General features: G+C 44.0%; 19 protein-coding genes. 3 read left to right on the top strand and 16 right to left on the bottom strand.

The window, feature by feature from the left end; all coding sequences use genetic code 11:
• Positions 1 to 61: 61 nt before the first annotated feature.
• Complete coding sequence (locus LRR81_RS16455) at positions 62 to 1297, bottom strand: MFS transporter (protein WP_231790484.1); 1236 nt, start codon at positions 1295 to 1297, stop codon at positions 62 to 64.
• A 220-nt stretch (positions 1298 to 1517) separates the two neighbouring features.
• Here LRR81_RS16455 and LRR81_RS16450 point away from each other — a divergent pair, with 220 nt between their 5' ends.
• Positions 1518 to 2354: an STAS domain-containing protein gene (locus LRR81_RS16450; protein WP_331716350.1), complete on the top strand. Its 837-nt coding sequence runs from the start codon at positions 1518 to 1520 to the stop codon at positions 2352 to 2354.
• Between the two features lie 47 nt (positions 2355 to 2401).
• Here LRR81_RS16450 and LRR81_RS16445 read toward each other — a convergent pair whose 3' ends face one another.
• Both LRR81_RS16445 and LRR81_RS16440 read right to left on the bottom strand, forming a co-directional pair.
• Positions 2402 to 3148, bottom strand: a complete 747-nt coding sequence (locus tag LRR81_RS16445) for a sugar phosphate isomerase/epimerase family protein (RefSeq protein ID WP_231790483.1) — start codon at positions 3146 to 3148, stop codon at positions 2402 to 2404.
• A 1-nt stretch (position 3149) separates the two neighbouring features.
• Positions 3150 to 4076 carry an SMP-30/gluconolactonase/LRE family protein gene (locus tag LRR81_RS16440; RefSeq protein WP_231790482.1) on the bottom strand — a complete coding sequence of 309 codons (927 nt, stop codon included), beginning with the start codon at positions 4074 to 4076 and terminating at the stop codon, positions 3150 to 3152.
• A gap of 260 nt (positions 4077 to 4336) precedes the next feature.
• Between LRR81_RS16440 and LRR81_RS16435 the strand changes: the two genes are divergently transcribed.
• Positions 4337 to 5476 (top strand): fused response regulator/phosphatase, encoded by a 1140-nt coding sequence (locus tag LRR81_RS16435; RefSeq protein WP_231790481.1) that lies wholly within the window; start codon positions 4337 to 4339, stop codon positions 5474 to 5476.
• A 40-nt stretch (positions 5477 to 5516) separates the two neighbouring features.
• Here the strand turns inward: LRR81_RS16435 and LRR81_RS16430 are convergent, their stop codons facing one another.
• The 5 genes from LRR81_RS16430 to LRR81_RS16410 form a co-directional block, all read right to left on the bottom strand.
• On the bottom strand, positions 5517 to 6374 hold the full coding sequence (locus LRR81_RS16430; RefSeq protein WP_231790480.1) for a CheR family methyltransferase: 858 nt from the start codon (positions 6372 to 6374) through the stop codon (positions 5517 to 5519).
• Positions 6375 to 6408: 34 nt separating this feature from the next.
• Positions 6409 to 9102 (bottom strand): response regulator, encoded by a 2694-nt coding sequence (locus LRR81_RS16425; RefSeq protein WP_231790479.1) that lies wholly within the window; start codon positions 9100 to 9102, stop codon positions 6409 to 6411.
• A gap of 145 nt (positions 9103 to 9247) precedes the next feature.
• Positions 9248 to 10177, bottom strand: coding sequence for an alpha/beta hydrolase (locus tag LRR81_RS16420; protein WP_231790478.1), 930 nt, complete (start codon positions 10175 to 10177; stop codon positions 9248 to 9250).
• Positions 10178 to 10352: 175 nt separating this feature from the next.
• Positions 10353 to 11396 carry a nicotinate-nucleotide--dimethylbenzimidazole phosphoribosyltransferase gene (cobT, locus tag LRR81_RS16415; protein WP_231790477.1) on the bottom strand — a complete coding sequence of 348 codons (1044 nt, stop codon included), beginning with the start codon at positions 11394 to 11396 and terminating at the stop codon, positions 10353 to 10355.
• Positions 11397 to 11894: 498 nt separating this feature from the next.
• Positions 11895 to 12560 carry an SOS response-associated peptidase gene (locus tag LRR81_RS16410; RefSeq protein WP_231790476.1) on the bottom strand — a complete coding sequence of 222 codons (666 nt, stop codon included), beginning with the start codon at positions 12558 to 12560 and terminating at the stop codon, positions 11895 to 11897.
• A 318-nt stretch (positions 12561 to 12878) separates the two neighbouring features.
• Here LRR81_RS16410 and LRR81_RS16405 point away from each other — a divergent pair, with 318 nt between their 5' ends.
• Positions 12879 to 13079: a cold-shock protein gene (locus tag LRR81_RS16405; protein WP_231790475.1), complete on the top strand. Its 201-nt coding sequence runs from the start codon at positions 12879 to 12881 to the stop codon at positions 13077 to 13079.
• A gap of 140 nt (positions 13080 to 13219) precedes the next feature.
• Here LRR81_RS16405 and LRR81_RS16400 read toward each other — a convergent pair whose 3' ends face one another.
• The 8 genes from LRR81_RS16400 to LRR81_RS16365 form a co-directional block, all read right to left on the bottom strand.
• Positions 13220 to 16381, bottom strand: coding sequence for a bifunctional cytochrome P450/NADPH--P450 reductase (locus LRR81_RS16400; RefSeq protein WP_231790474.1), 3162 nt, complete (start codon positions 16379 to 16381; stop codon positions 13220 to 13222).
• A gap of 17 nt (positions 16382 to 16398) precedes the next feature.
• On the bottom strand, positions 16399 to 17025 hold the full coding sequence (locus LRR81_RS16395; protein ID WP_231790473.1) for a TetR/AcrR family transcriptional regulator: 627 nt from the start codon (positions 17023 to 17025) through the stop codon (positions 16399 to 16401).
• Positions 17026 to 17163: 138 nt separating this feature from the next.
• Positions 17164 to 18351: an MFS transporter gene (locus LRR81_RS16390; protein WP_231790472.1), complete on the bottom strand. Its 1188-nt coding sequence runs from the start codon at positions 18349 to 18351 to the stop codon at positions 17164 to 17166.
• A gap of 742 nt (positions 18352 to 19093) precedes the next feature.
• Positions 19094 to 19915 carry an ammonia-dependent NAD(+) synthetase gene (nadE, locus tag LRR81_RS16385; RefSeq protein WP_231790471.1) on the bottom strand — a complete coding sequence of 274 codons (822 nt, stop codon included), beginning with the start codon at positions 19913 to 19915 and terminating at the stop codon, positions 19094 to 19096.
• Positions 19916 to 19955: 40 nt separating this feature from the next.
• Positions 19956 to 20573, bottom strand: coding sequence for a nicotinate (nicotinamide) nucleotide adenylyltransferase (gene nadD / locus LRR81_RS16380; RefSeq protein ID WP_231790470.1), 618 nt, complete (start codon positions 20571 to 20573; stop codon positions 19956 to 19958).
• A gap of 16 nt (positions 20574 to 20589) precedes the next feature.
• On the bottom strand, positions 20590 to 22053 hold the full coding sequence (locus LRR81_RS16375; protein WP_231790469.1) for a nicotinate phosphoribosyltransferase: 1464 nt from the start codon (positions 22051 to 22053) through the stop codon (positions 20590 to 20592).
• 21 nt (positions 22054 to 22074) lie between these two features.
• Complete coding sequence (locus tag LRR81_RS16370) at positions 22075 to 22623, bottom strand: cysteine hydrolase family protein (RefSeq protein WP_231790468.1); 549 nt, start codon at positions 22621 to 22623, stop codon at positions 22075 to 22077.
• Between the two features lie 28 nt (positions 22624 to 22651).
• A complete protein-coding gene (locus LRR81_RS16365; RefSeq protein ID WP_331716349.1) occupies positions 22652 to 23425 on the bottom strand; it encodes an NUDIX hydrolase in 774 nt (257 codons plus the stop codon).
• Between the last annotated feature and the right edge of the window lie 245 nt (positions 23426 to 23670).

Genomic DNA, 23670 nt, shown 5'->3' with positions numbered 1-23670 from the left:
TTCCTTCGCTTGAGCTATTTTACAGACGGATTATCCGCTCTGCTTAGCCTGTTGATTCCCGTTACTCCTTCTGAATAGAAAGCCATTTATGCAGCGGAATAGTCAGCAAAAGACCGATAAAAAACAGTAGAGCTGCCGCTTCAAAGAGCAGCGTTAAAGAGAAAAGGCGTTTCAGCTGCCCCGCTGCACTAATGGCAATTGTCATAGAGCCAGTAAACAGCGGTGTGAGAAATCCGTTCACTCTGCCGATGAATCCTTCATCGGTATTTTTCATGATTAAGGTCTGAATGCTGATTTGAATGGCGGGAAGAAAGAAACCAATCACAAACTCTGCAGCCAGTGTCAGCCAAAGAACAGACGAAAAGCCAATGACGGATAAGCCGGCTGCGCTTGCCAGCATTCCTGCTGCGAGGATTTGTACAGTTGGCCATTTTTTCCCAAAAACCATCATCAGTGCTCCTCCTGTTAGCATGCCGATGCCGTTCACCATTAAAAGCCACTGCAGGCTTGTTTCAGACAGGCCAAGCTTTTCCGTCACTAAGAATATATTCATTGGCTGAATAAGTCCCATTGCAAGACCGCTGAGCGCGAACCCTGTTCCAAGCAGCTTCAGCCCTCTGCTTCCCCAAATATACTGAAATCCCAGCTTCATATCCCTTAATAAGCCCTCTTTCTCCACCTTTCTTTCATGATTTTCAGGAATCAATGCAAGGACAGCCGCTGATAGAAAGAAAGCTCCCGCTGTAAACAAAATCGCTCCATTGATCCCGAATTTGCTGTATGCCAATGTTCCTAAAACAGGACCAGCTGCCATAAACAGTGCAAAAACAGCCTGGTAAACGGAAATAGCTGTTTCCAGTGCTTCTTCTCTGACATGTTTTTTCAGCAGCTTCATGCCTGATGGCTGTGAGAATTGTGAAAGGGTGGAACTCATGACCAGGGCGAGGAAGATGGCCTGCCAAATTCCAAAAGCAAGGGCTGCCAGAACTGAGAGAACAGATATTCCGCTCAGCATATCACTCCAAACCATTGTCTTCTTTGGCCGCCATCTGTCAGCAAAGGTTCCTCCTATAAAAGAAAAAAGGAAGATCGGGCCATATTCTGCAGCTGCAACGAGCGAAACGGCCAGCGGGCTGCCATTCGTCCTGTCTGCTATATAAAGAAGAACCGCCATATTGCGGATCCAAATGCCTGACTGAAGGATAAGAGCCGATAAAAGTATGCTTTGAACATATTTGTTTTTAAAAAGATCTGTATGAGTACCAAGGAATGGATTTTCTTTTGCTGCAACTGACATACACTCTACCTTCTTTCTTATAGTGCTCACTCTTCTACTATGTATATGCTTAATACTCTGGCAGCTGAAGCTGTTTATTCTCTTTATCCTCATCTTCCGCATACAAACCTTTCAATGTGCTGCAGTCTTTTTTTCTTTCTAAGTTCTATATAGTAATAATGGGGCCATTAGTAGTATGATAACTATTATGAGAAGATCGTTTTCCAGGGAGGAACAAAACGTGGATATCAACTTGGCAATGTGCAATTACTTATTAGAAAATGGAGACCGCATGACAGATGAATGGTATGCGTCGCTGGAAGAAACGGACCCCTCTTCTGTATATGCTTCAACTGATCCGGAAGCTGTTGCTGAATTGAAAGCTCAGAATAGAGAATTTCATAACATCGTTCCAAATATACTTATTGAAGAAGAACAGGCCTTTTTGTCCCGATTTGACAGCTGGGTTCATGAACTTGCTCACGACGGCGCTCATTTAAGCACCCCGACCCACCAGATTATCAGAGAGTTTACAAGAGTAAGACAGCAATATTTCGATCTTATTAAAGAATTCTACACTCTTCATCCGGATAGGCTTGATGGCCATGTCCTCGGACAATGGAAGGACAAAATTATCCGTGTATTTGATATAGCCATCTTAAAATTCGTAGAAGAAGCTCATATCAATTCTGTTAACCTTCTGAACTCGCAGCAGGAAATGATTTACGAGCTAAGCTCACCTGTTATCAGCCTTTCTAATGACACAGCCCTTCTCCCTCTTGTGGGCGATATCGATACCGCTCGGGCTAAAATCATATTGGAAAACACGCTTGAGCAATGCTCAGCTAAAAGAGTGCGTCACTTATACATCGATTTGTCCGGTGTTGTGATTATTGACACAATGGTAGCGCATGAAATTTTCCAGCTTATTGATACCCTAAATTTAATCGGAGTAAAATCAACACTCTCCGGCATACGCCCGGAAATTGCGATGACAGCCCTCCAGCTTGGCCTGTCATTTGATAAAACGAAAATTGCGTCTACCCTGTCAAAAGCCTTAACGGACGATGGGCGATAAAGGAAAAAAGGTGTCCGGCACTTGCCGGACACCTTTTTTATAAAATGTTAATTTGCCTGCTGTTTTAAAAACTGGAGGCTTCTTTTAATGCATTCTAATGGCGGTTCTTTCGCTTCATCCTGCTCTATAATCCACCATTCAACACCTGCTTCTTCCTCAAGCGCAAGGACTGGCTTCAGGTTAATTCTTCCTTCGCCAAGCGGAGCAAATGCTCTTTCACTGTCATTTGTCATGTCTTTCAGGTGAACAAGCGGTGTTCTTCCTTTATACGTCTTAATCCAGCTGACGGGATCTTTATCCGCATAGGTCATCCAGTAAATATCGGGCTCTGCCGCGAGGTTTTCTTTTTCAGTTTCTTCAAGCAGAATGTCAAACCCTGTTTTATGATTAAACTCCTGCAATTCGAAATCGTGGTTGTGATAGCAGAGAGTGATGCCCTCTTCCCGGCATCTTTCCCCTATTTTATTCAGCTTTGCTGCAAGCTCTCTGTATTCTTCTTCCCGGTCCATCCGGTCCAGCGGATAAGCGACAATTAAGTAGCGGCTGCCGAGAACTTTTTGCGCCTCTAAATACTCTTCAAAGTTTTCTTCCAGCGGCTTTAATGGAAAATGGCTGCCTGATGCTCTTAAATTAAGTCTGTCGAGCTCTTTTCGAAGATCAGCCGGCTCCATGCCGTAATATCCGGCAAATTCTACCCCGTCAAATCCAAGCGAGGCGGTTTTTTCCAGCGTGCCGATAAAATCCTTTTCACATTCTTCTCTTAGTGAATAAAGCTGCACAGAAATTGGTTTCATTTTATCTTTTCGCCCCCGATAAGCCTTGTTCTTCCACTTCCGAACTGGCTTCTTTTAATTTGAAAATATTTGTTTTCAACCCTTTTGCACTTGTTTGGATTTTGAAGAGGCTGCCGGCATGCGGCTGTCCTGCTGCCGCATCTTCATCAAGGTTTTCCCGTCCTGTTGTAACATACAATTCATTCAGGTCAGGCCCGCCAAATGTGCAGCATGTCACCTGTGAAACCGGCAGTTTGCAGGATTCCATTTTTTCGCCTGTCTCAGGATTCCAGCGCGCGACCTGGCTGCCGTTATAATGGGCAATCCAAAGCATTCCTTCTTCATCAATGGTCATTCCGTCCGGGAATCCTTCCTCATCAGGGACATGAATCACCGTTCTTTTATTTGAAATGCGGCCTGTTTCAAGTTCAAAATCATAAGCAGCCACCGTCTGGGTTGGTGTATCAATTAAATAAAAAACTGTGTTTTCCTTGTTCCATGCAAGGCCGTTAGAAATCCCCAAATTCTCTTCAGCTTTCTGAACCTCGTAATCTGCATTCAGCACATAAAGCGACCCAGAGGAACCCTGCCCGTCTTTCTGCATGGTTCCGGCCCAAAGCCTTCCCATTGCATCGCATTTCCCGTCATTGAACCGGTTTTCAGACAGATGGCTTTCTGGATCTGTCAAAAGAGTCAATTCTTCTGTTTCTAAATCTATAGTATGAAACCCATTTTCGAGGGCCAGAATGGCTGTGCCGTTTTCTGCAGGCACGACCGTCCCTGTCAGCTGGCCGATATGTATCTTCCTGTCCTCATTCTTTGCGGGATTAAAGATATGAAGGTTTTTCCCCTTGATATCAACCCAATACAGCACTTCGTTATAAGGATCCCAGCATGGACCTTCTGCCAGCTCAGCTCTTGCATCAAGGATTAATTCTGCTTGATTCATTGTTTTTCCCCTCTCCTGTTTCGGAATATACCTTTCTATTCCCTTTTTCGCGGCTGCATTAATCCCATCCCCTCTTTTATTTATTCTCTTCTTTTTTTATGATCCCTTGTCTAAATTGCAAGGATTTTGTCTTCTATTAAAATTATTACCCTGCTAATCATTTTGTTTTAGTATAATAGTAGCTGGGCAATAACACGCAGTTTTGAATCCGAAGGTGCTGAAAAACATCAGAAAAGAAACTATAAGCTTGGAGCAAGCCAATGAAAATACTTATTGTAGATGATCATCCGGTTAATGTATTTGTCATAGAAAAAATATTAAAAAACGCTGGCTACAATGATTCTGTTTCATTGCATTCAGCAGGACAGCTGTTTGAATACCTGAATCTTAAGGAGCATAACGGTCCGCCCCCAAAGGCAGATTTGATTCTTTTAGATGTGATGATGCCGGAAGTTGACGGTATTGAGGCATGCAGAAGAATACAGGAGAATGAACGGCTGAAGGACATTCCAATTATTTTTGTCACAGCGATTGAAGATGCAAATAAATTGGCAGAAGCTCTCGATGTCGGCGGACTTGATTATGTTACAAAACCGATTAACAAGATAGAATTACTTGCAAGAATTAGAGTAGCCCTCAGGCTTAAGCAGGAAAAAGACTGGCATGCAGAGCAGGAAGAGAAGCTCACGCATGAACTGGACCTCGCCATGCAGATTCAAAAAAGTCTTCTGAATCCCCCGCTTATCCAGGATAATATCCGAATTCACGTATCCCATTTGCCGTCTAATAAACTGGCAGGCGATCTTTATTATTGGCATAAATTCAGCGAGCACCGCTATGGCGTCATTCTTCTTGATATGATGGGGCATGGCATTTCATCTTCCCTTATCTGCATGTACATATCATCCGTGCTGAGGGATTCGATTAAGCAGCTGGCTGACCCGGTTCAAGTTATGAAAGAACTGAACCGCTATATGGCGCTTCTTTCCAACCAGACAAAGGAGCACAATTATTATTTTACAGCAATTTATTTTATCATTGATACAAAAGAGAAGACGGTTGAGTATGTGAATGCAGGCCATCCTCCCGCTTACGCCCTTATAGATGAAACCGAGCTGAAGCTGCTGGATACCGGCTGCTGCGCCATCGGCTTTTTTGAAGAAATTGAGCCCAAAAAGACAATGATCTCTTACAAAAACTGTGTTCAGCTGCTGCTGTTTACAGACGGTGTTTATGAAAACAGCGGTGACAGCGAAGAAGAGGCTCTTGAAAAGCTTGAATATGTCGCCAAGCAGGATTGGAAAGGGACCAGCCTTTCCCCTATTCATCTCATCCATCAGCTCAGCAGGCAGGAACAGCAAAAGGATGATATGTGCCTTTTGATGATTCATGGGTTTTAAACAAATAAAAAAGGAGAAATCTCTTGAGATTTCTCCTTTTTTATTTGATTTTCCGGTAAAGCTTCTCCTCAGGATCAAATTCCTGATAGTTATAGGCAACGCTTGTGAATTTCAATGCTTCCTTGCTTCCAAGCCCCAGAAATCCGCCTTTTGCCAGGCTTGTGTGGAACAGCTCATGCACTTGATCCTGCAGGGGCAGGGTAAAGTAAATGAGTACGTTACGGCAGATAATGACATGAAATTCATTGAATGATTGGTCAGTTACAAGATTGTGCTGGGCAAAAATAATATTTTTAAGCAATTCCGGCTGGAAGTAGGCAAATTTCTCATCTGTTGTGTAGTATTCTGAAAAGGCCTTTTCACCGCCTGCCAAGAAGTAATTTTTCGTATAAGCCTGCATTTTGCTGAGCGGGAAAATCCCGAGCTTTGCCTGATCCAGCACTTTTTCATTCATGTCTGTTGCATAAATCGTTGTGCGGTCGTAGAGCCCTTCTTCCTTCAGCAGAATAGCCATCGAAAAAACTTCTTCCCCTGTCGAGCAGCCGGCATGCCAAATTCTGATGTTTTGATGCTTGGAAAGCACTGAGACAGCTTTTTCCCGAAATGTTTTAAAAAAGGATGGGTCCCGAAACATTTCAGTCACATTGATGGAGAAATCATTCAGCAGCTGATTTAAAAATTCCGGCTCATGAAGAGCTTTCTCAAGCATACGGGTGATCGTCGGGATTTGTTCAAGCTTCATTCTATTTTTAATCCTTCGTCCAATGGATGAGCGCATATACTCCCTAAAATCAAACCCAGACACTCGAAAGATTCCTTCTAAAAGCAGTTCCGTTTCCATTTCCTCCAGTGGATCTAAAATGATGTCATCAGAGTGTTGCAGTTTTCTTTCCTCCATTTGGTTGACCTCTTTTTTTCCATTTGGGTTTCTGTTATTGTGCAAGCCACACCCGCATGACGGACAGCAGCTGTTCCATCTTCAGCGGCTTGCTGATGTAGTCAGAAGCACCGGCTTCTATGCATTTTTCACGATCGTTTTTCATTGCTTTTGCTGTCAGCGCAATAATAGGCACCTGCTGCATGCAGTATTCGTTCCGGATTTTCCGGATTGCCTCATAGCCATCCATAACAGGCATCATAATATCCATTAAAATAATATCAACTTTTTTATTGGATTCAAGCACTTCAAGGCATTGGAGCCCATTAGATGCTGTCATCACATTCATTCCCTCGCTCTTTAAAGCTGCCTCTAATACAAAAATGTTCCGGTTGTCGTCATCAACAATAAGGACATTTTTTGAAGACAGAGCGTTTTCCGGGCTGTGTCCTGCCGGCGGTTCCAATACTGCCACGCTTGGTTCAGCCGGCATTTCCATTGCAGCCGCTGCTTCAGCTCCTGCTGAAGAAAGAGCGAGGGCAGGCTCCTGCTCTTTTATCGTAAGATCAGGCGCAAAAGGAATAATAACAATAAACTCGCTTCCTATTCCCTCATCGCTGATCAGTCTGATTTCGCCTCCAAGAAGCTTTGCAAGCTCCCGGCAGATCGACAATCCAAGTCCAGTGCCCCCAAACTTTCTCATCGTTGCTCCGTCTCCCTGCTGGAAGGCATCAAAAATCAATTCATGTTTTTCTTTTGGAATGCCGATGCCTGTATCTTTAACAGAGATCCGGATGCTCTCTTTGCTGTGCTGATCTTTTACTGTATCAAGCTTCACAGTGACCCCGCCGGTTTCTGTAAATTTAAATGCGTTGGAGAGCAGGTTTTTAACAATCTGATTCAAACGTTTTTCATCTGTATGAATAACATCCGGAACTTCAGCAGCCTTCTCAATCTTCAAGTAAAGGCCTTTCTGTTCTGCTACATGAGAAAAATTCCGTTCCACATATGATGGAAACTCTGCCAGGTTTACTTCGCTTAAAAAGACATCCAGTTTTCCGGACTCTACTTTTGATAAATCAAGAATTTCATCAATTAAATGAAGTAGATCCTGACCGGAAGAATGGATGATCTGTGCAAATTCCTTTTCATCCTCTGCAAGCTTTCCGCCCATGTTCTCAGCGAGCATTTCAGACAGGATAAGGATGCTGTTAAGCGGTGTTCTTAATTCATGCGACATATTGGCCAAAAACTCTGACTTATATTTAGAGCTCGCAATCAGCTGCTTCGCCTGTGCTTCCAGCTCCTCTTTTGCCTGCTCCAGCTCTTTTGACTTTTCTTCAGCATCCTTGCTTCTTCCTTCAAGCTGTTCATTGATCATCCGCAATTCTTCCGATTGCATCTGCAGCTCTTCAGACTGGGTCTGCAGCTCTTCTGATTGGGTCTGCAGCTCCTCCGTCATTGCCTGCGATTCAGCAAGAAGCTTTTTAATTTCCATCTGATCCAGCACGCTGTTAATCGTCAGCCCCATCATGTCTGAAAGGGAAATAAGAAGCTCCCGGTGGCTTTCAGAATAGGCGTTAAGGCTTGCGAGTTCAATAACCGCCACCGTTTCTCCTTTATGGGAAACAGGCACGATGAACATGCTTTTGGGCTGGATGTTGCTCAGGCCGGTTCCAATCAGCCGCTGTCCATGATTTAAATCATTCAGCATCACAGGCTCTTGGTCTTCAGCAGCCTGTCCAATCATCCCCTTGCCCAATTCAAATGAAGAGCGGCCGGCACTGTCCATATTGTCTGCATAAGCTGCTGTCTTGCTGAAAACAGGACTTGCGCCTTCCTTGAGATAAAAAGCAGCAAAAGCTGAATCTGTCATTTCAGCCACTGTGTGAATAAACGTTTGAGCCAGCGGTTCCATTGAAGAAATACCCTGGTTGCGGAGGTTTACTTCATTGATCTGCATTTGCACAATGCTTTTTTGCTCCATAACATCCAGCAAATAATTGGTCGCGTCACCGAGCTCCTTTATTTCATCCTTTGTTTTCACATGAAGCCTTTGGGTGAGATCGCCGCCTGTTGCCATTGCTTTAATATGGTCGATAACCTTTCGGACAGTCGTGATAATGGAATTTGAAATAAACAGTCCGACAATAATTGAAAAAGCAATGGTTCCCAGTACAATAGCAGCAAGCATTTTGCCGAGCGTTGAGTTTTGCTTGTCGAGCGCTGCAGCTCTTGCTTTTGTACCAGCAAGCTCTTTATTGCGGAAGCTGTCAAAATCAGCCCTTATTTGTTTAATATCATTCCTGTCAGGCTCCTCCTTATAGAGGCGCTCAACTTCCGCAGCATTGTTCTCTCTTTTGAGCTGAATCAGAGGTTCGCCTTTTAGCTGAATCCATTGCAGGATAGCCGTATGTATTTGGGCAAGCTTTTCCTTTTGCCCGGGATCTGCAATCAATTTTTGCAAGTTTCCATACTCTTTTTCCCAGCTGTTTTTCGCCTGTTCATAAGATTCGAGGTAATCCGGATTACCGGATGCTAAAAATCCCCTTTGCCCTGTCTGCATTTCCATCAGCTGCTTTTCAATGCTGTTCGTGCGGTTAAATACATTTATATCATGGTTAATGATGTAGTTTCTTTGCTTTTGCATGTTTGATATCTGGCTGCCGATCATCACGATGGATATGATTAAGCAGAGAATAATAATGCCGTACCCAATCAGTATTTTTGAACGGATTCCTAATCTCATCTTTCTCTTCTTCCCCTTTTGGTGAAATCTAATAAAAATTATAAAACAGAAATTTCGAATTGCCTATAAAAATGGCACATTTAGGTAGGATTTCTTTAACCGAGGGAAATGGAAGCTAAAAAATAAGCCCTGATTGATATGAAATTCAATCAAGGCTTTTTAAATAAGATAAAATGCGTGCTTCGTATTCTTCTTTATTCAGACGGTAAGCCTCAATGTGCCCGCCTTTTTTCGGCTGCCATAGATCAATGCCATCACAGATCTCTTTCATCCGCTCGCTTTCCTTGCAGGAGATCGCTGGGTCATCTTTAGCATGAATAATTAAGATTTTTTTGTCTTTTACTGTTTTCATTACCTCGATCGGCTTTACCTTATGCGGGGCAAAACCGTGAAAATTCAGCCTTGTCAAATACGTCGACAGCTGGCCGACAAACTTCGGCAGCTTAGTCCAATACTGGAAGGAATCAAGCACATACGTATCAAGACTTGCAAAAGGGCTGTCGGCAATGATTCCTTTAACATCCTTGCTCGCACCGCCGACTAGCAGCGATGTGCTCGCACCCATCGACCAGCCGATCAGGATGAGCTCCTCTGCACCTTTTTCTTTTTTTACAAAATCAATAGCACCCAGGAGGTCCAGCTGTTCCTTCAGGGCCATTGTTGTGACATTGCCTTCAGATTCGCCGGCATTTCGGAAATCATACAGCAGCACACTGTAGCCCTGGCTCTGAAATATCTTCACAAGATCAAACACCGGGAAGGGCATGTTATATCTGTTCAGCCCATAGGCGTGAGAAAAAATAATCGCTTTATCACTATTTTTGACAGGCATCCACCAGCCTTTTAAAGTCAAGCCGTCTGTACTTTGAAAGGCAACCTCTTCGCTCTCAAGCTGATAATCAGCCGGTTTTTTCCCAAGTGCCAATTTTTTAGGATGCGTGGCCCTCCAGACAATATAAGAACTCAATCCATAAAACGCATTCGCAGCAACTAGTCCAAGACCTGAAAATACAAAAGCAGCACGCTTCCACTGATGATTCTTTTGCTTTTCTGGTATAACCGCGTTTATTTCCAAAACTCTTTTTCCTTTCTATGTTCATTTTCCATTCATTTATATTGGATTACCTAATAAGTATTTAGTATAGATCTTTCATTATACTACTTTTATCGTCATTTTTTAACCCCTGCAGCAGTGTTTTTTTGACAATTTTCTACAGTCAGCTGAAAAAAATGCGTAAAAAAAGGCCTCATTATGAGGACCCTGAAATTCCTGCCTGTTCAAAGGTAGCCATCTCCCTGATCATTAAAGAAGCGGCAAGGATAATAGGAAAAGCGATGGCAGCCCCGCTTCCTTCACCAAGCCTCAAATTCAGCTTAAGAATGGGATCAAGTCCCAAAGCCTTAAGAGCGGCTTCGTGTCCAGCTTCCTCTGATAAATGAGACGCAAGCATGAAATCCTTTGCAGCAGGACAAATAGCAGCGGCAAGAAAAGCTGCGGCTGTACTGATAAACCCATCAGCTAATACCGGTATTCTGTTAGCTGCAGCCGCTAGCATGGCACCGGCCATCCCTCCGATTTCATAGCCTCCTACCTTTGCAAGAACATCCACAGGATCATGGATATTAGGCTTTCTTGCTTCTATTGCCTTGGAAATAACCTGCTGTTTATGGAACTGTTTTTCAGCATTAATGCCTGTACCTCTTCCAACCAGACTTTCTGCGCTGATTCCGCTTAGGACGGAAATAATTGCACTGCTCGAAGTGGTATTTCCAATGCCCATCTCTCCTGGAATTAAGCATTTTGCTCCGTCCTTGATTATTTTCGAAGCTTCTTCATACCCAATCAATAAGCTCGCTTCTGCTTCTTCCCTTGTCATGGCATCCTCTACGAGGAAGTTTCTTGTACCGTGCCTGATTTTTCTAACTGATAATCCTTCATAAGAAAGATCACCCGCAATGCCTGTGTCAATAATGGCCAGCTTGGCTCCAATTTGCCGGCTGAATACATTGATGGCAGCTCCGCCATTTAAAAAGTTGGCAACCATCTGCTGAGTGACTTCCTGCGGAAAGGCTGAAACCCCTTCTGAAACGATCCCATGGTCTCCGGCAAATACGAGCACACCTGGAGGAGTCACTTCAGGAGACAGGCTTGAAAAAATCTCAGCGAGCTTAATGGCAATTTCCTCTAACCTGCCAAGACTCCCTGGCGGTTTGGTAAGTGTATCAATATAAGAAGCAGCCTTTTTGCCTGCTTCCTTGTCAGATGGATGAATTTTTGCGAGTATTTCCAGCATTAATTATCGCTCCCCCTGTTTTAATCTCGATACCCTTCATATTGCCACATGATGAAATAAACAGGAATGAAATTTTTCTTTGGACCCGTATAAATCTTGAATTCCGCACGTTTAAATATGACTGTTGATTTCCGCTGCAGGCGTCCGCTTTTCGCGGGGCGGGCGGTGAGGCGCATGCGGGGTCTCACCTGTCCCGCTGCTCCCGCCTGGAATGTAGATAACAAGTGCGGAAAAATCAGCATTTCCCTTTAACATAGCCAATTAAAAAAACGACTCAATCAGCATAGTTTCCTGACAATTGCTTCAGTTTTATGCTCTGATAAAGCATTTAAACAAAAATTCAAGCACGAAAAAGAACGGGATAGCTATTTTTATATATGCTTTTCCAGAATTTACATGAAATTTTTGAATTTTTATTTAGAGGTTCTGAGACTTCTATGCAGATAAAGAGCCTTTCAATTAAAAGCGTCTTTCCAATAGAAGAGACGCGGTAAGTTCTTATTTGCTGTTCAGCGGTGCAAGAATTTCAGCCGTTTCATTTTTTGGAGAGTTAACAAGCTGGGACACCGCTGCTTTATCCATTTCTTTTGAAGGGTAAGGTTTAAACAGCTCCTGTAAATCTGCAGGTGCTGATTTGGAGGACAGCCATGCTTCCTGATCCTTTTTCTTAAGTATGACCGGCATGCGGTCATGGACATCCTGAGCCTTCTCGTTTGCTGAACAGGTTAATATTGTGCAGGAGACAATAGTCTCTTCTTTATTTTTCCATACATCATACAGTCCGGCAAAAGCAAATGGCTCTTTGCTGGATAAATAAAAAAAGTAGGGCTGCTTTCCGCTTTCTTCCTTTTTCCATTCATAATACCCTGTGCATGGAATGAGGCATCTTTTAGATTCAAATGGTTTTTTAAAGCTTGGTTTCTCCGCTATGGTTTCCGATCTGGCATTAATCATTTTGTAACCGATTTTAATGTCCTTGCTCCATGGCGGAATAAGACCCCATCTGAACTCTCTGCCCTTTCTTTTGCCACTTTCTCCGATAATGGCAAGGATTTTCTGAGAAGGAGCTATATTGTAGCGGGGCACTATTTCACCTTCATACTCAAATTCAAACATTTCCTCAAGCACATTTAAATCTTCAAAAAGTGAATATCTTCCGCACATTTTAATCCCTCCGGCTTTCATTAGTTACTGTTATTATGGATAAGCAGCATAACGAATTCAAGCATGAGGAAAAAAGTCACGGAGATAGGTCTGAAAATACAGATAATTCGAGGTTTTTCTTCTTTTTTGTAGTTAAAAATGACTGTTTATTGGTAACTGTATAGCTAATGCTGAGGTACGCTTGCATTGTTTGACTATTTCTGTTATCTTTAATAAGAATTATTTTTGTTCGTTGAAAGCGAGATTGTACGTCTCATTTTTCTGATTGAGCAAGGATAGTAATACAATGTGTGCGCAGCGCACAAGGAGGCAACACAAATGGAACAAGGTAAAGTAAAATGGTTTAATGCAGAAAAAGGTTTTGGATTTATCGAACGTGAAGATGGCGACGATGTATTCGTACATTTCTCCGCTATTCAAGGCGAAGGCTTCAAAACACTTGACGAAGGTCAAGAAGTATCTTTTGAAGTTGAACAAGGCCAACGCGGTCCTCAAGCAACTAACGTACAAAAAATATAATTCGCCACCACATAGATTTCAGACTCTTAACAGAGTCTGATTTTTTTTTGCCTTTTTAGTGGAAAGCATTTTGAAGTGCCCTGCTTAGCCGCGAACTCTATAAAAAAACTCCCTTTGCGGTTAAACAAAGGGAGTTTTTATTATCCAGCCCAAACATCCAGCGAATATCTTCCATCCTTCTGAAGCCCTGCAAGGAAACTTTGTGCCTCTTCCTCTGACACTCCAGCCTCTTTTTGATAGCAATTTAATAGCATGTTCTCTACATCAGGAGCCATCCTGCTGCCGTCACCGCAAATATAGAGGCAGGCGCCTTTTTCAAGCAGTTTGATCAATTGAGGACCATCCTGTTCCATCAAATGCTGAACATAGGTTTTTGGCTTGCCTGCTACTCTCGAAAAAGCAGTGTGCAGGCTCACCAGACCGTCTTTTTCTGCCTGCTCCAGCTCTTCTCTGTACAAATAATCGGTTTCTTTAGAACGGCATCCAAAATACAAATGTGCTTCACCGAGGGTTTGTCCGGAAGCTTTCAGAGCACGGCGAGCCTGCAGGAATCCTCTGTACGGGGCAACGCCTGTACCAGGTCCAACCATAATGATCGGTGTTTCCGCATTCTCCGGAAGACTGAAGCCTGTTTGCTGGCTTTTGATAAAGCATAGCACCCTTTCACCGGCGGAAAGTCCAGCCAGGTAGTTAGAGGCGACTCCTTTGTATTCTCCTTTTCCGCTCCACGCTTCTTCCCTAACAATGCTTACTGTAATGCTTGCCAGACCTTCTGCTGCTTTCAGCGAGCTTGAAATACTGTAATATCTTGGCTTCAATGGCGGCAATAGTGCAAGAAAGGTGCCAAGGCTCATTTCGCATGCTGGATATTGCTCTAAAAAGTCCAGCATCGTCAGCCGTTTATTGAGCACATTGCTCCGGTAAAGCCCATCATCCAAGAGCTCTTCAAGCTCTGCCTTATGAGGAGGGCAGACGGTATGAGAGGCAAGCGCTCTGAGCTGCGCTCTTGTTGCCGGCTCCTGAAGCTCTGTAAAAGCAGAAAGCAGTTCTCTTGCTCCAATAGCTTTATTTAATGGGAGATGAGAAAAAGAAGATCCTTTACCGCTAAGCTTAAGCTTTTCTGATCCTGTCAGTCCAAATCGGCTTAAAGCACGTGAAACCAGTTCAAAACTGTTTTCAGGGAGAATGCCTAGATGATCGCCTTCTTTATAAAGAGTTCCCTGCGGCAATGCTAATTCGATGTGCCGCGTGCTTCTCGGACTGTTTGCTGATTGCAGTTCTTCATTTTTTAAAACTTCAGCCGAAAACGCCTGGTAGTTTTTAGCGATCGGTGATTCTTCCAAGTGACCGACAAATTCTACATTTACTGTTTTAGCTGTCTGCTGTGCCTCAGCCTCAATTAACAGACCGAGCTTCTTCGCTGTTTCAGGCCATAATTCATTTTTCCAGCTTTCATATTGCAATTCAAAATCACTGTCAGCATCGCCTTCGCCGCGAGGCAGCATGGATTCTGCCCCTTTGGAGCTCAGCAGTTCATCAATGAGAAGCGGCACTTTCTGATAGGTACTGGCCCAGTTCCGGTCCCCGCAGCCAAAGACTGCGTAGCGGACACCAGCCAATTCCTCGCTTTTTGCAGATTCCAGCCAGTCAATAAACTGCATCGCATTGTCAGGCGGTGTGCCATTATAGGAAGAAGTAACGATGATAACAGCTCCTTCCTTCGGCAGCTTTCCTGCATGCTCGTCAAGCGGGGCCGCTTCTGTCTGATAACCCTGCGCTGTACCGGCATCTGCCAGCTCTTTCGCAATTCCTTCTGCTGTACCCATATTGGAACCATACAGAACAAGAAGAGGTGTCAGGTGGGCATTTTTCGGCTGTACTTGAGCACTGCTTTCCCCGGTGCTGCTCACTGCCGGCGCTTCCTCCTTCAAATTTACCGCTGCAAGCGGGCGCTTTCTTGATTTTACCTGCATGGTAAATCCTTCCGGCTTCAATGTCAGAGTTTCTTTTACCTTCAGCTGATAATTTTTATGATCAGTAAAATCAAAATGCTTCAGCAGCATGCCGAGAATCATCGTTGCTTCATGAAGGGCAAATTGCTGGCCAATGCAGGCGCGCTGTCCGTTTCCAAAAGGCTTGAATGCATGCTGCGGGATTCGGCTCATATCTTCAAAGCGCTCAGGCAAAAACTCATCTGCGTTTTCTCCCCAAACGGCCTTGTCGCGATGAAGCTGCGGAAGAATCACAAACACTTCCTGTCCTTCCTTTAGCATATACTTTTCGCCCAGAACCTGGTCTCCCTTTGCATAAATAGAGAATCCAGGTGCTGTCGGCCAGAGACGGAGGGCTTCATTCAAGACCATCTGGATGTACTTCAGTTTTTTAACCTGCTTGTAATCCGGAATAGGATCTGTCAGAACACGGTCAGCCTCGGCTTGAGTTTTTTGCAGCTTTTCTTTATTTTTCAGCAAATAGTAAAGGGTAAAGGAAAGCAGGCCGCTTGTCGTTTCATGCCCTGCAATCAGAAAAGTAATGATTTGAAAGCGGATGTTCTCGTCATCCAGCCTTTCTCCTGTTTCCGGGTCTGTGCTGTTCAGCATATGTGAAAGCAGATCTCCCGGATTTTCACCGCTCTTTTTTCGTTCTTCTATAAGAAAGTCAACAAGTCCGAACATATAGGAAATATCATCCTGAAATTGCTTTTGTCTTTCCTCAGGCACATCAGGGCTTGCAACTCTGTTCATCGCTTCCCCGAGTGAACGGACCATACAGTCGACAAACGGATGATTTTTTTCTTTATAAAAGCTATTGAACCTGTAATTGAATCCGCAGAGGCCTATGGTGTCGAGCGTAAGCCGGGTCATATCGTCTGATACCTCGACTTCTTCTCCTGGATTCAGCCGTTCCCATTTTTGCACAAGCTGAACGGCGATATCAGCCATCATGCTATGATAGCCCTTCATCGCTTTTTGGCTGAAGCTCGGCAGAAGAATATTGTGCGCTTTCTTCCAATTTGGCTCATGAGTCCAGCTTGTAAACAGTCCGTCTCCGGCAAATTCCCGGACATTCTGGAGCGCCGGACTGACGCTCTTGGCAAATCTCTTTTCATCGCTCACTTCTGCAGCAAATTCTCTGCTCGTTACATAAGTGGCCATCCGTTCAGGCGTCTGCAGCTGAAAAATCGGCCCCATAATTTCCGCTGTTTTCATCAGCCATTGCACAGGATTCTGAGGATCATGCGGCGGCAGCTTTTCAACGGCACCAGTTAATTCAGGATTAGGGATTTTCATTAACGTGTTCATGCTTTCCCTTCTTTCAGTTAGATGGTAAGACTTCCTTTATTTATGCGGACGGCATCCCATAAGCTTTCTTCCAGATCTGCAAGCAGCTTTGGCGACAGGATCAGATGGCCGGACCAGACCATTTTTTGCAATTCCAGAAAGGCCCCGAACAAAATCGCAATCAAGCCGTCTGAGGGCAGTTTTTTAATATCTTCCTTTTTTTGGCCCTCTTCAAAAAAGTCCCGGAGAATGCCAAGCGTTTCGTCAAATGCTTTTAAGCTTTCTTCGTCCAGAAAATGCGCATAGGCATGATCCCTCAAAAAATGAAGAGCATATTCCTCTTCCTCCGAATAGGAGACCATACCGTAAAAAAGTCTGTGAAATTGATCGCGCGTTTTAAATTCATTCAGTCCATCATTGGCTTTCCATATATCCGCAAGCCTTGAGATGCAATGCTGAAACAAATGGTTAACAAGCGTTTCTTTGTTATCAAAGTACCGATAGATCGTACCTGCTCCAACACCAGCGGTTTCAGCGATGCTCGGAACCGTTGTTGCATCATACCCCCGCTCCGCAAAAAGATGAAGGGCTGCTTTTAAAATGTGGTCCTTTTTCGATAATGCAGCTTCCACTTCCCCGCCTCCGATCGCGGAATGAATATTCATTCCGCCTAAAGTATAACGCTGGAGCTCATCTCATTGAATAGTCCGAATTGATGAAAAATATCGGGGCAATAACTCCCGAAAATGTGGAAATAAGAAGAAGTACAATAAAAAAAGCCCTGCATCATAGCAAAGGGCTGTTTATTGTGAGGAAGCTTTTTTACCAATAAAGCATACGATTGCGAGAGCAGCCAGAAGAAATAAAGAAATCATAGCGATGACTCCTCCCCATCCTGCTTCAGCCCAGAAAAGGCCTCCCAAAGTACCGCCAAGGCTTGAACCTGCGTAATAAAAGAATAGATAGAGAGAGCTTGCCTGCGCTTTATTGACTGCTGCTCTTCTCCCGACCCACCCGCTCGCGATGGAATGTCCTCCGAAAAAGCAAAAGGTAAAAACGGCAATGCCGGCAATCTTGGCTGCCAGGCTTGCTGAAAGAGTGAGAAGCGCACCGGCAGCCATAAACACAATGCTCAGCACAAGCATTTTTTTCCGCCCGTGTTGATCTGCTTTTGCTCCCATCCAGGCTGAACTGAACGTACCGACAAGGTAAACGATAAAAATCCAGCTCACAAGAATAGGACTGAGAGAATATGGCGGCTTTACCAGAAGAAATTCAATATAGTTATAGAGAGTGACAAAGCTTCCCATCAGAAGGAAGCCGATAAAAAACAAACCGTTCAATCCAGGATTTTTCAAATGACCGATCAGGGATAGGGCCATTCCTTTTGCATTCGTTTTCTGCGGCTTAAAATGTCTGGAATCCGGCAGCAGAAAAATAAAAAGAACACTTGCCGCAATGCTGATAACCCCGATTGCTGCCATGGCCAGCCGCCAGTCAAATAAATCGGTCAGCGTTCCCATCAGCACACGCCCGCTCAAACCCCCGACTGAATTCCCGCTTATATAGATGCCCATGGCTGCTCCAAGACTTTCCGGACTGATTTCTTCTCCCAAATAAGCCATCGCAACAGACGGCAGCCCCGCAAAGATGATTCCTTGCAGAACCCTCACTCCTAAAAGAACCGGGTAGCTTGGAATAAATGAAAGCACAATCGCAAGCAGTGAAACGCCTGCCATGGAAAATGCCATTATTTTTTTCCTGCCGGCTGCATCTGACAGAGATCCTGCAATGAGCATGCTGATGGCAAGCGCCAAAGTTGTAAATGAAAGAGATAAGCTTGCTTGGGCAGGTGTAATATGAAATGTCTGTGTAAACTCCGGCAGAAGCGGCTGGACGCAGTATAAGTTGGCGAACGTGCAAAATCCTCCTGCAAAAAGAGCCAGATTCGCTTTTTTAAAGGCTGATGACCCTTGCTGTATGTATTCCATAATGATGTACACTCCGAACGATTGCTTTTCTTTTTATGTTACTCCTATGTGAAGCTCTGCGTCCAAGAAAGAGGATTGAAAAAGAGGCTGGGACATAACTGAAATAACTATCCTCAGGAGACGAACAATGTCTAAATGGATTCTTCCTAAACTTTATCTCTTATGAATGAGTTAAACTGGAGGAACAAGTTCGTTCCATTGCGCTGCAGCCACTCCCTTTCCGCGGGGAGGAAGGCTTTAGCCTCCTCGGCTTCGCCTGCGGGGTCTCAGCCTTTCCTCTTCTTCCCGCAGGAGTGGAGTGGCTTCCGCTCCATTCCACTAAGTTTTACTATCCGTATGAAGCATAAAATCTACTTAAGTAAATTAAAAATCCGAACAATTAAGGGATCTACTCACTTAAATCTACCTAATCATTCGGATTTTTCACTAATTGAAATACACATGTCCAAACCTCTTATAAATTTATTATGTTGACCCCCAGGCAGAATTACAGAATGTAAAATAACCGGCCTGCCAGGAGGAGAAAGAGTAAAAACGAAAGTGCCAATAACCCTCTCATTCTATGCTTCAGCACGGCAAGCTGCGTTCTTGTGTACATCTATGAACCCTCCTTTTTTCAATGGCTTCCCTCATTGAATCATATAAACACATGATCCCACCACCTGAAATATATGATAAGAGGAGGGGGTTTTTCCAGTCTTTCCAGAAAGAAAAAGCGCAGCCGGCGGCCGCGCTTTTTTTCTTATTCTTTCCACCAGCTGTCGAACATGGTAGCCGGCATTTGTCTTTTGTGCTCACTTACGATAAACCGCTGTTCGATTTTTTCCGCAGCCTCTTTAGTTACTTCTTTGCCTTCAAGGTAATCATCAAGCTCATCATAGGTGATGCCAAGCTCTGTTTCATCAGCTTGCTGCGGCTTGTCATCAAGAAGATCTGCTGTCGGCGCTTTTTGGTACAGGCTTTCGGGGCAGCCAAGCTCCTTCAGGAGTGCTTTGCCCTGCCGCTTTGATAGTCCATGGAGCGGAAGAAGGTCTGCTCCGCCGTCGCCGTATTTTGTATAGAAACCTGTTACTGCTTCAGCAGCATGGTCTGTTCCTGCCACAAGAAGGCCATGCTGTCCGCCTACTGCATATTGGACAATCATCCGGACTCTTGCTTTTACATTTCCTCTGTGATAATCCTCAAGGTCCTCATCATTCATCTCATTATAGGTTTTTGTAAAGCTGTCAACAGTGTCCGCAATATTGAATGTGACCACTTTGTCAGGCTCGATAAAGTCAAATACGAGCTTTGCATCATGCTCATCCTTTTGTACTTTGTAAGGAAGCCTTACCGCCACAAAGCTTGCGTCTGTGCCTTCTTCGCGCAGCTCGTTTACCGCCATCTGGCAAAGCTTTCCTGCCAGTGTTGAATCCTGTCCTAAACTAATGCCTAGAACAAAGCCTTTTGCCTTCGTTTTTTTAATGTATTGCTTCAGGAAATCAACCCTTTTTCGGATTTCCTGTGCAGGTTCAATCTGAGGCTGAACATCCAAAGCTTTGATAATGCGTTCTTGCATACTCACTAAAATCATCCTTTCCCATTTCCTATAGCTTTCGTTTTCATTATTGCTGATAGATTCCGTGTTCTTTAATATAAGTGTAGCATTTGTCAGGGAGCAGATATCTCGGCTCGCCGCCAAGGGAAAATTCATCTCTGATATACGTGCTGCTGATTTCCATGGCAAGTCCTTTGTCGATCAGATGGAAGCGTGTGCCGTCATCATGATTCCGAAGCAAGGCTGAGCCGGAGATGGTCTTTAACATATCTATACCATTTCGCGCCATGATAATAAACTTGTTATTTGATATGAGCTCTTCCGCAAATTTCCATCGCCCAAGGGCAATATCCTGCAGAAGATCAGCCCCCATAATGAAATATACTTCATCTTCAGGAAACTGGGCACGAAAATGCTCCATCGTATGATAGGTATAGATGTTCCAGCTTTCCTGCTTCATTTCATAATCATCCAGTTCAAATTTGCTGTTATCTTCAAGGGCCATTGTAAGCATAGCCAGCCGATGCTCATCTGTTGTATGAAGATGCTTATCCTTTCTCTTGCTTGAACAAGGAAGAAAAATGACTTTATCCAGATTAGACCTGCGAGCTACCGTGCTCGCTGTCCATAAATGCACATTCGTTACCGGATCAAATGAGCTGCCGTATATCCCGATTTTCCCCACTGCGGTTCCTCCTATTCTACTTATCAAATGCCCCTGTTTTGTTTTTTACTTCTTCTATATTTTTCATTTTCTTTTCCCAGCATAATGGGCTCAAATCAACAGGATAGCCTTCAGGGTTCAGTGACCGCCTGTATTCATCCCATAGCTCGCCAAGACCGTACTGCACTTTTTCTCTGATAACGGAAAGCTCCGGCTTCTTGTACACCAGCTTGCCATCCTGAAAGATGTCTTTGTGAAGGTCCCTTGCCTCAAAATCCGTGACAAATTTACTGATATACGTATGGACAGGGTGGAACATTTTAATTCTTTCTTCTTTTTCAGGCTCTTCTCCTTCAAGTGCAATATAGTCCCCTTCAGACTTATGATTGGTGCTGTTAATAATTCTGTAGACTCTTTTCACTCCAGGAGTTGTAACCTTTTCAGGGTTGCCGCTGATTTTGATTGTATCCTGCATGATTCCATCTTCATCTTCAATGCTCACAATTTTGTATACCGCTCCAAGTGCAGGCTGGTCGTAAGCTGTAATCAGCTTCGTTCCGATTCCCCACGCATCAATCCTTGCGCCCTGTGCATGGAGGTTCATGATTGTATCTTCGTCAAGGTCGTTGGAAGCGATGATTTCTGTTTCGGTAAAACCTGCATCATCCAGCATTTTGCGGGCTTTCTTAGATAGATAAGCAAGGTCGCCGCTGTCGAGCCTGATGCCTTTAAAAACGATTTGATCGCCAAGTTCTTTTGCTACTTTAATGGCATTCGGGACCCCTGATTTCAGGGTGTCATATGTATCGACAAGAAAGACGCACTCTTTGTGCCTGCGGGCGTATTTATGAAAAGCCGTGTACTCATCACGGTATGCCTGCACTAAAGCATGTGCATGCGTGCCTGCGACAGGTATGCCGAATAGTTTGCCGGCCCGCACATTGGAAGTGGCAACAAATCCGCCAATATAGGCTGCCCTTGTCCCCCAAATGGCTGCGTCCATTTCCTGGGCTCTTCTTGTTCCAAATTCCATCAGAGGCTCGTTTTTAGCTGCAAGCTTCATTCTGCAGGCTTTTGTTGCAATAAGCGTCTGATAATTAACGATATTCAACAGAGCGGTTTCAATCAGCTGTGCTTCAGCAAGCGGCGCCTCCACCCGGATCAGCGGCTCATTGCCGAATACAAGCTCTCCTTCTTCCACAGACCTAATATTCCCCGTAAAACGAAGTTCTTTTAAATAGGAGACAAAATCCTCCTTATATCCCTGTTCTCTTAAGTAATCCAAATCACTGTCTGAAAAACGGAAGTTCTCCAGAAATTGAATGACTCTTTCAAGCCCGGCAAAAACGGCAAATCCGTTTCCGAATGGCAGGCTTCTAAAGAAAAGGTCAAATACAGCTTTTTTGCTGTGTATGCCATCTTCCCAGTAGGTTTCAGCCATATTGATTTGATAGAGATCGGTGTGAAGCGCAAGACTGTCATCCTGGTATAATGCTGCCATTGTTCTTCCTCCTCTTTTCAACTACCTGATTTCAGCGTTCATACTGTTTTTAAAATGCCCTAATGCCCATTGATGGCCCTCATTTGAAAAGCTTGCAACAGCGTTCTGATGAATAACAATGCGAAAGCCTTTATTATAGGCATCTACTGCTGTATGAAGCACGCAAATATCCGTACAGACTCCAACAAGATGGACTTCTTCAATCCCTCTTTCCCTCAGCCGCAATTCAAGGTCTGTACCGGCAAAAGCACTGTATCTTGTTTTGTCCAGGTAATGCACATTATCCATCCCGCTTGCAGTTTCGTATACTTCATAGAGTTCCCCGTACAATTCCCTTCCATCTGTTCCAGCAATATTATGAGGCGGGTAGAGGGTGCTTTCTGGATGAAAAGGATCATTGCCTTCATGACAGTCTACAGCAAATACCGTATAATCTCCATTTTCAATAAAATGCTTTGTCAGCTGGACAAGATCTTTTTCAATCATCTGTCCGGGCTTTCCACAGGTCAATGCTCCATGATCAGCCACAAAATCGTTTGTGTAATCAATATTAATCAATGCCCTTTTCATAAAAGTCCCTCCACTTGATCCATACAGCTTAATATCTCGCTGTATAGATTGGTTTAATAATATCCATCTCAATAAATCGATAAAGCTGGGCTGGTTTTTTCGACGTCCTGACTGTTGTTTTCCCTTTCGCCTCTTCTATAAAAGGGAGAGACTTGATCTTTCTGGCAAATGCCTGGCTGCTTTTTATGGCAGGGTCATCTGTAATGGTCAGGAGCAGAGCCTGCAGTTCTGAATAAGTGAATTCTTCCGGCAGGAAATTTTTTGCGGCTGTTGTTTGCAGAAGATCGCGCTTAATTTCTTTGATTGCATCCTGAATTAAACGATGATGATCAAATGCCAGCGGAAGCTGTTCGAGTTCCTCCAGACCAAATAGCTGAACGTCGTCTGCATCGTCGGCTGCTTTTCTTTCTGCTAAATAGGACTCGTTCACAATAGCGTAATGGGCGTTCGAAATAATCCAGCCTCTCGGGTCGCGGCCAGGCTGATCATAGGTTCCGTAATGCTTGAGATGAATGTCCTTTACACCTGTTTCTTCAGCAAGCTCCCTCGCTGCCGCCTCAAAGGCCGTTTCATCCGCCTGAACAAAACCGCCCGGCAAAGCCCACCTTCCTGCTTCAATATTCGGCTCGCCTTCCGCATTCTTCATACTCCGCCTGATCAGCATCAAATGGATGGCAACCTCAGGCGGCTTGTGTTCTCTTTTCTTTGATAAGATGGTAAAAACGGCAATATCCGAGGTGTATCCGTCAGGTGTACGATACTTTTTAGAATCATAGTGTTTTAGTGCTTCTTCGTTGGACACTGTTTCACTCCTTTTATTAATTAACACTTTGTTAATTATATTATAGCGAATGATTTCAATCTGTCAATGAAATTACCCTTAATTTAGGAAAAAGTAACCACTAAAAGCGCAAGCCGCTCGTTCAGCCCCGACAAGCGCTGGAGCTGGACAAATCAACTTCTGCCAAATAGCTATCTAATTACTTTTATAAATCTAATCTCAAGACATATAAATCTAATCTCAAGAAAAAGCCGCCTCTTTTTAAA

Origin of the sequence: Metabacillus kandeliae (assembly GCF_021166585.1) — a bacterium.
In the GTDB taxonomy this organism is placed as follows: domain Bacteria; phylum Bacillota; class Bacilli; order Bacillales; family Bacillaceae; genus Metabacillus_B; species Metabacillus_B kandeliae.
This window is presented reverse-complemented; position numbering and strand designations above follow the sequence as displayed.

Excerpts from the sequence above, each read along its gene's own strand:
- LRR81_RS16455 (WP_231790484.1), bottom strand. The coding sequence starts at position 1,297 with ATGTCAGTTGCAGCAAAAGAAAATCCATTCCTTGGTACTCATACAGAT.
- LRR81_RS16445 (WP_231790483.1), bottom strand. The coding sequence starts at position 3,148 with ATGAAACCAATTTCTGTGCAGCTTTATTCACTAAGAGAAGAATGTGAA.
- LRR81_RS16440 (WP_231790482.1), bottom strand. The coding sequence starts at position 4,076 with ATGAATCAAGCAGAATTAATCCTTGATGCAAGAGCTGAGCTGGCAGAA.
- LRR81_RS16435 (WP_231790481.1), top strand. The coding sequence starts at position 4,337 with ATGAAAATACTTATTGTAGATGATCATCCGGTTAATGTATTTGTCATA.
- LRR81_RS16430 (WP_231790480.1), bottom strand. The coding sequence starts at position 6,374 with ATGGAGGAAAGAAAACTGCAACACTCTGATGACATCATTTTAGATCCA.
- LRR81_RS16425 (WP_231790479.1), bottom strand. The coding sequence starts at position 9,102 with ATGAGATTAGGAATCCGTTCAAAAATACTGATTGGGTACGGCATTATT.
- cobT (WP_231790477.1), bottom strand. The coding sequence starts at position 11,396 with ATGCTGGAAATACTCGCAAAAATTCATCCATCTGACAAGGAAGCAGGC.
- LRR81_RS16410 (WP_231790476.1), bottom strand. The coding sequence starts at position 12,560 with ATGTGCGGAAGATATTCACTTTTTGAAGATTTAAATGTGCTTGAGGAA.
- LRR81_RS16405 (WP_231790475.1), top strand. The coding sequence starts at position 12,879 with ATGGAACAAGGTAAAGTAAAATGGTTTAATGCAGAAAAAGGTTTTGGA.
- LRR81_RS16400 (WP_231790474.1), bottom strand. The coding sequence starts at position 16,381 with ATGAACACGTTAATGAAAATCCCTAATCCTGAATTAACTGGTGCCGTT.
- LRR81_RS16395 (WP_231790473.1), bottom strand. The coding sequence starts at position 17,025 with ATGAATATTCATTCCGCGATCGGAGGCGGGGAAGTGGAAGCTGCATTA.
- LRR81_RS16390 (WP_231790472.1), bottom strand. The coding sequence starts at position 18,351 with ATGGAATACATACAGCAAGGGTCATCAGCCTTTAAAAAAGCGAATCTG.
- LRR81_RS16375 (WP_231790469.1), bottom strand. The coding sequence starts at position 22,053 with ATGGCAGCATTATACCAGGATGACAGTCTTGCGCTTCACACCGATCTC.
- LRR81_RS16370 (WP_231790468.1), bottom strand. The coding sequence starts at position 22,623 with ATGAAAAGGGCATTGATTAATATTGATTACACAAACGATTTTGTGGCT.